This window comes from Myroides sp. LoEW2-1 (genome assembly GCF_009767705.1).
Lineage (GTDB): Bacteria > Bacteroidota > Bacteroidia > Flavobacteriales > Flavobacteriaceae > Flavobacterium > Flavobacterium album_A.
This window is the reverse complement of record NZ_WSPP01000350.1, coordinates 1-4,963: the sequence shown is the minus strand read 5'-3', so window position 1 is coordinate 4,963 and position 4,963 is coordinate 1. Positions and strand designations below refer to the sequence as shown.

Below are 4,963 nucleotides of genomic sequence, written 5' to 3'. Positions count from 1 at the left end.
TAAATACACTGTACCAAATAAAAATTACACATATTAAAAGTAACAATGTCTTGATTTACAAGTAAAAACACAACAATTAAAGAGGCGTGCCAAAATTTGTTAAATTATTTTAAGTCGCAATTGGAGAATACTTATACTTTAAGCACTATAAGGGCAAATTTCGCCCCTGAGTTCACAATTGATTTGATACTTTTATTTAGCCTATTCATTTTTATGTAAATGATAAAAAACTTACTTTTATAACAAATTGCATCAAAATATGAAGGTATTAATAATAGAAGACGAAAAAGAATTACAGAAAACGATTCAAGAGTCACTACAAAAGGAAATGTATGTAATCGAAGTAGCTAATACTTACAAAGATGCACTACACAAGATATCATCTTTTGATTACGATTGTATTTTACTCGACATCATGTTACCTGATGGCAATGGCATTGACTTACTCAAAGAAATAAAAGAAATAGAAAGAAGCGATTCAGTAATTATTGTTTCTGCCAAAGACTCCATTGACGACAAAGTAAGTGGATTAGAGTTGGGAGCAGACGATTATTTGACAAAGCCATTTCACCTATCAGAACTTCACGCAAGGATAAAGTCAGTCTTGAGAAGAAAGAATCAAAATGGAAATAACAGTATTAAAATAAATAATTTAGAGCTATTTCCAGACGAATTTACTGTTCTTGTCAATGGCAAAGAAATGGAAACGAACAATAAAGAATTTGCTTTATTACAATATTTAGTAATCAACAAGAATCGATTGTTAACCAAAGCTGCAATTGCTGAAAATATATGGGGTGATTATATGGATGAAGTAGACAGTTACGACTTTGTTTATTCTCAAGTAAAGAACTTGCGCAAAAAACTAAAGCAATACCAAGCCGATTTAGAGATTAAATCTATTTATGGCATGGGGTATAAATTAACAACTGAAGGGGAATAACAATGAAACTGCATCACCATACTCAAAAGTATCTAACTATAGGAATACTCATAGTCTTATCTATTTGGGTAGCACTTTTCTATACAATTTTACTTGATGAGGTCTACGATAATATAGACGATGGTTTAAAGAATACCAAAATTGAAATTATCAAGAAAGCTTATGATAACCCCGAAATTAGGAATAAGCCACAGTTTGGGCTAAATAACTTTCGCATTACTGCTCTTCCACCTGGAGAATATTCAACGAAAAATTCCTTTGTTACAAAAATGGTCTTCCTCCCTTATGACGATGAAGAACAACCGATGCGTATTTTAACCACCTTCTTTCAAGATAGCAATGAGAATAATTACAAGTTAGAGATAAGAACCTCGACGATCGAAGCAGATGAATTACTACAAGATTTTGGACTTGCTGTATTAGCACTTTACTTTATGTTATTGCTCAGTATTTTCCTAATCAACTATATCGTTTTGAGAAGAGTTTGGAAGCCTTTCCACAGTTTGCTTAGTAAATTAAAAGCATACCGAGTAGGTAATGACTTCAAGCCTGAAACAACCAATAAAGTAACAGAGTTTAAAGCATTAGAAGATGAACTTAAGCGAATGATCCACAACATAGAGAATACATTTACCCAACAAAAGATGTTTATCTCTAATGCAGCCCATGAAACGCAAACCCCTTTGGCAATTGCTACTAATAAACTTGAACTACTATTTGAGGATACAAATTTGACAGAGAAGCAAATCGAACAGTTAGTCAGTGTACACCAAAGTTTAAATCGATTGATTAAACTAAATCGATCACTATTGATGCTCAGTAAGATTGAGAATCATCAATACACACAGGTTGAATCAATTAACTTTAATGATTTAATACAACGAACTATTGAAGAATTTGAAGACATCTATGAATTCAAAGAAATAAGTGTCAATGTAAATAAGATTAGTCCCAATCCACTAATTATAACTATGGATAAAGGGCTGGCAATTACCTTATTCAATAATTTATTCAAAAATGCTATTAACCACAATTTTGAATCTGGAAAGATTGAGATTGAGATAAATTCAGATTATTTTTTAATTAAAAACACCAGTTATTCACCAGCATTAGATCCCGCCCTTATTTATAATAGATTCTATAGATCCACTACAAATGAACAGTCCACTGGGCTTGGACTTGCTCTTGTTCAAACGATTATCAAAGAAACGAAAGGATTGTCTATCGACTATTATTATCATCAAAATTATCATTGTTTTAAAATTTCTTATTCTTTTTAAAATTCCCAATTCTTTACAGATTCTTGTTTTTACTTTGCTATCAAATAAACAAAAACAATGTTATGAGAAAATTAAAAAGATTATTCGTGAGTGCAAGTTTTATAGCTATTGCTTTATTAAGTATTAACACTACGCAAGCACAAACAGTTCAAATTCAAAAACAAGAACTTCCAAAGAACGCAATTGAGTTTTTAGACAAAAACTTTAATAAGCAAACGATTTCTTATATCACTCAAGAGAAAGAGTGGTTCAGTACAGATTACACTGTTGTATTAGAAGATCAAACTAAAATCGATTTTGACAAAAATGGTAACTGGGAAGAAGTTGAGAATAAAGCAAAGGGAATTCCTACGGATTTTATCTTACCAAGTATTTCTAAGTATGTTACAACAAACTTTCCAAGTACTCAAATCATTAAGATAGAAAAAGATAGCAACAAGTACGATGTAAAACTATCTAATAGCTTAGAGCTTGTTTTTAACTTAAAAGGAAATTTTACAAGAATTGATGATTAATAACACTATGAAAAAGAGAATTTTATTATTAGCAACAGTATGCTTATTGGGTTTAAACTTCACAGCATGCTCATCAGATGACAACAGCAACGATTCTAATAGATTCGAAACAATAGATCAAGAACAACTACCTGCTACAACCAAAAGCTTTTTAAAAGGAGTATTTCCTGCGAGCTTAATTAAGCAAAGTGGAAAAGTAAGTCATGAGAACTACTATGGCTCAAAGTACACTACTACTTTGGATAATAACGTAAAGATTGACTTTAATAAAAATGGAGATTGGACTGAAGTAGAAACAATAAATAAAACAGCTATTCCTGAAGCTTTCTTAGAGCAAGAAGTTGCTAAAATCAACCAATACGTAAAGACTAATTATCCAAACTATTTCATCATTGAAATTGATAGAGACTATAGAAGAGGATACGAGATTGAATTGAACAATGGATTAGAGATGTTCTTCGATATAAACCAAAACTTCATTGCCTTAGATATTGACAAACACGACAACGAGCAAGTAGTTTCTGCAAATGAGTTACCACAAAAGGCAAAAGACTTTGTAAGTGCTAATTTTGCAAATGAAGAAATTACATTCGTGAAAAAAGAAATAGATGACAACCGAGTAGAATTTGACATCTATTTATCTTCAGGAACATCAATCGAATTTAACCAACAAGGAGATTGGAGAGAAATCGAAGCAGGAAGACAAGCAACTTTACCAACAGCGTTCTTACCAGCAGAATTAGTACAATACGTAACTAGCCATTACGGAGAGTATAAATTAGCATCTGTTGAAAAAGATTACAATAGATACAAAGTGGAACTTGAAAAAGGAAGACAAGAAATAGATCTTGAATTCGATTTAAGTGGTAAGTTTTTAAGAATAGATTATTAATAGAAAAGCAGGTAGTTGGGACTACCTGCTTTTTGTATTTCAACAATTGACAACCAATCAAATTGGTTTTTGGGGACTCAATTGTCGACACTGTGTAAAAAGAAAAATTATACCCGCAAGCTACTCTTTTATTTTACAAAATGAGAATTAAATTAGTTAAACCTTCGTGTTTTTTGAGTAAAAATAATACCATATAATACTAAATGCGACTTTTACACTATTCTAAATACACATACAAAAGAAAAGGCCTTGTAAAATGAATTACAAGGCCTTTTCATTCTTATTACTTGACAAGTTCAATTCCCTTATCTGTAATAACTATTTTCTTTTCTTTATACAGCGTACCAACCGCTTTCTTAAATGTCTTTTTACTCATATTAAGCACTGTTTTAATGTCTTCTGGATGACTGTTGTCCGTTAATCCTAAAAAGCCATTATTGCCTTCTAATTCAGCTAAGATTATACCTGCACTATCCAACACCCCGTCATATCCTACCTTACTTCTCGTTACATCTATTTTGCCATCAGGTCGGATAGATTTAATATATCCTATTACTCGATCTCCTGTACGCAAATCTTCAAATACCTCGTTTTTATAGATTAACCCTTTGTGCTTGTCATTGATAATGACATTAATCCCCAATTCCGTAATATGTGAAACTACCAGTTCAACTTCATCACCTTCATTTACAGTTAATTCAGAATTGTCCAAGAACTGATTCAAACGACTTGATCCTACCAAGCGATTTGACTTTTCATCTAATGACATATATACTAAGTATCTGTGTCCTTCTTTCATAGGTCTTGCTTGTTCTCTGAAAGGAACAAATAAATCCTTCTCTAAGCCCATATCCATAAATGCACCATACTCGTTGATATAGCTAACTTGTAAAAGAGCAAACTCATTGATGTAGATATACGGTTCTAATGTAGTAGCAATTAATCGCTCTTCCTGATCTAAATAAACAAATACTACAATTTCATCTCCTATCTCAAATTTCTTTGGTACATATTTATTTGGAAGTAAAATATCTTTCTCTCCATCTGTTAAGTATAAACCTACACTCGTTGTTCTGGCTATCTTTAGCGTATTGTCATCTCCTATCTTAATCATATACTTATATATTAAAATTCTAAATCAAATGTTTCTTTAAGCAAACGAACATTCTCATTTAACTTAATAAAATGATCTAATTTATCCTTATTATCAAATACTTTCTTTACTAATTTTATTTCTTCATTCACTTCTATGATAATTTCAATATCATAGTTGCTCAGTTTTTTTCTTAAGTGATTTACTAACTCATATTTATTCTCATCAAAGCTCAGTTTC

5 protein-coding genes and 1 pseudogene are annotated in these 4,963 nt (G+C 31.3%); 4 read left to right on the top strand and 2 right to left on the bottom strand.

The window, feature by feature from the left end; translation table 11 throughout:
- Positions 1–259 precede the first annotated feature (259 nt).
- From GOQ24_RS15780 to GOQ24_RS15765, 4 genes are all read left to right on the top strand, one after another.
- Positions 260–943, top strand: a complete 684-nt coding sequence (locus GOQ24_RS15780) for a response regulator transcription factor (RefSeq protein ID WP_160340120.1) — start codon at positions 260–262, stop codon at positions 941–943.
- 2 nt (positions 944–945) lie between these two features.
- Positions 946–2,223 (top strand): sensor histidine kinase, encoded by a 1,278-nt coding sequence (locus GOQ24_RS15775; RefSeq protein WP_160340119.1) that lies wholly within the window; start codon positions 946–948, stop codon positions 2,221–2,223.
- Between the two features lie 62 nt (positions 2,224–2,285).
- Positions 2,286–2,738, top strand: a complete 453-nt coding sequence (locus GOQ24_RS15770) for a PepSY-like domain-containing protein (protein WP_160340118.1) — start codon at positions 2,286–2,288, stop codon at positions 2,736–2,738.
- A 7-nt stretch (positions 2,739–2,745) separates the two neighbouring features.
- A complete protein-coding gene (locus tag GOQ24_RS15765) occupies positions 2,746–3,630 on the top strand; it encodes a PepSY-like domain-containing protein (RefSeq protein WP_160340117.1) in 885 nt (294 codons plus the stop codon).
- 283 nt (positions 3,631–3,913) lie between these two features.
- Here the strand turns inward: GOQ24_RS15765 and GOQ24_RS15760 are convergent, their stop codons facing one another.
- Positions 3,914–4,744 (bottom strand): S1 RNA-binding domain-containing protein, encoded by an 831-nt coding sequence (locus tag GOQ24_RS15760; RefSeq protein ID WP_155092216.1) that lies wholly within the window; start codon positions 4,742–4,744, stop codon positions 3,914–3,916.
- Positions 4,745–4,755: 11 nt separating this feature from the next.
- Positions 4,756–4,963, bottom strand: a pseudogene (locus GOQ24_RS15755) (hypothetical protein); the annotation flags it as partial.

Excerpts from the sequence above, each read along its gene's own strand:
- GOQ24_RS15775 (WP_160340119.1), top strand. The coding sequence starts at position 946 with ATGAAACTGCATCACCATACTCAAAAGTATCTAACTATAGGAATACTC.
- GOQ24_RS15760 (WP_155092216.1), bottom strand. The coding sequence starts at position 4,744 with ATGATTAAGATAGGAGATGACAATACGCTAAAGATAGCCAGAACAACG.
- GOQ24_RS15770 (WP_160340118.1), top strand. The coding sequence starts at position 2,286 with ATGAGAAAATTAAAAAGATTATTCGTGAGTGCAAGTTTTATAGCTATT.
- GOQ24_RS15780 (WP_160340120.1), top strand. The coding sequence starts at position 260 with ATGAAGGTATTAATAATAGAAGACGAAAAAGAATTACAGAAAACGATT.
- GOQ24_RS15765 (WP_160340117.1), top strand. The coding sequence starts at position 2,746 with ATGAAAAAGAGAATTTTATTATTAGCAACAGTATGCTTATTGGGTTTA.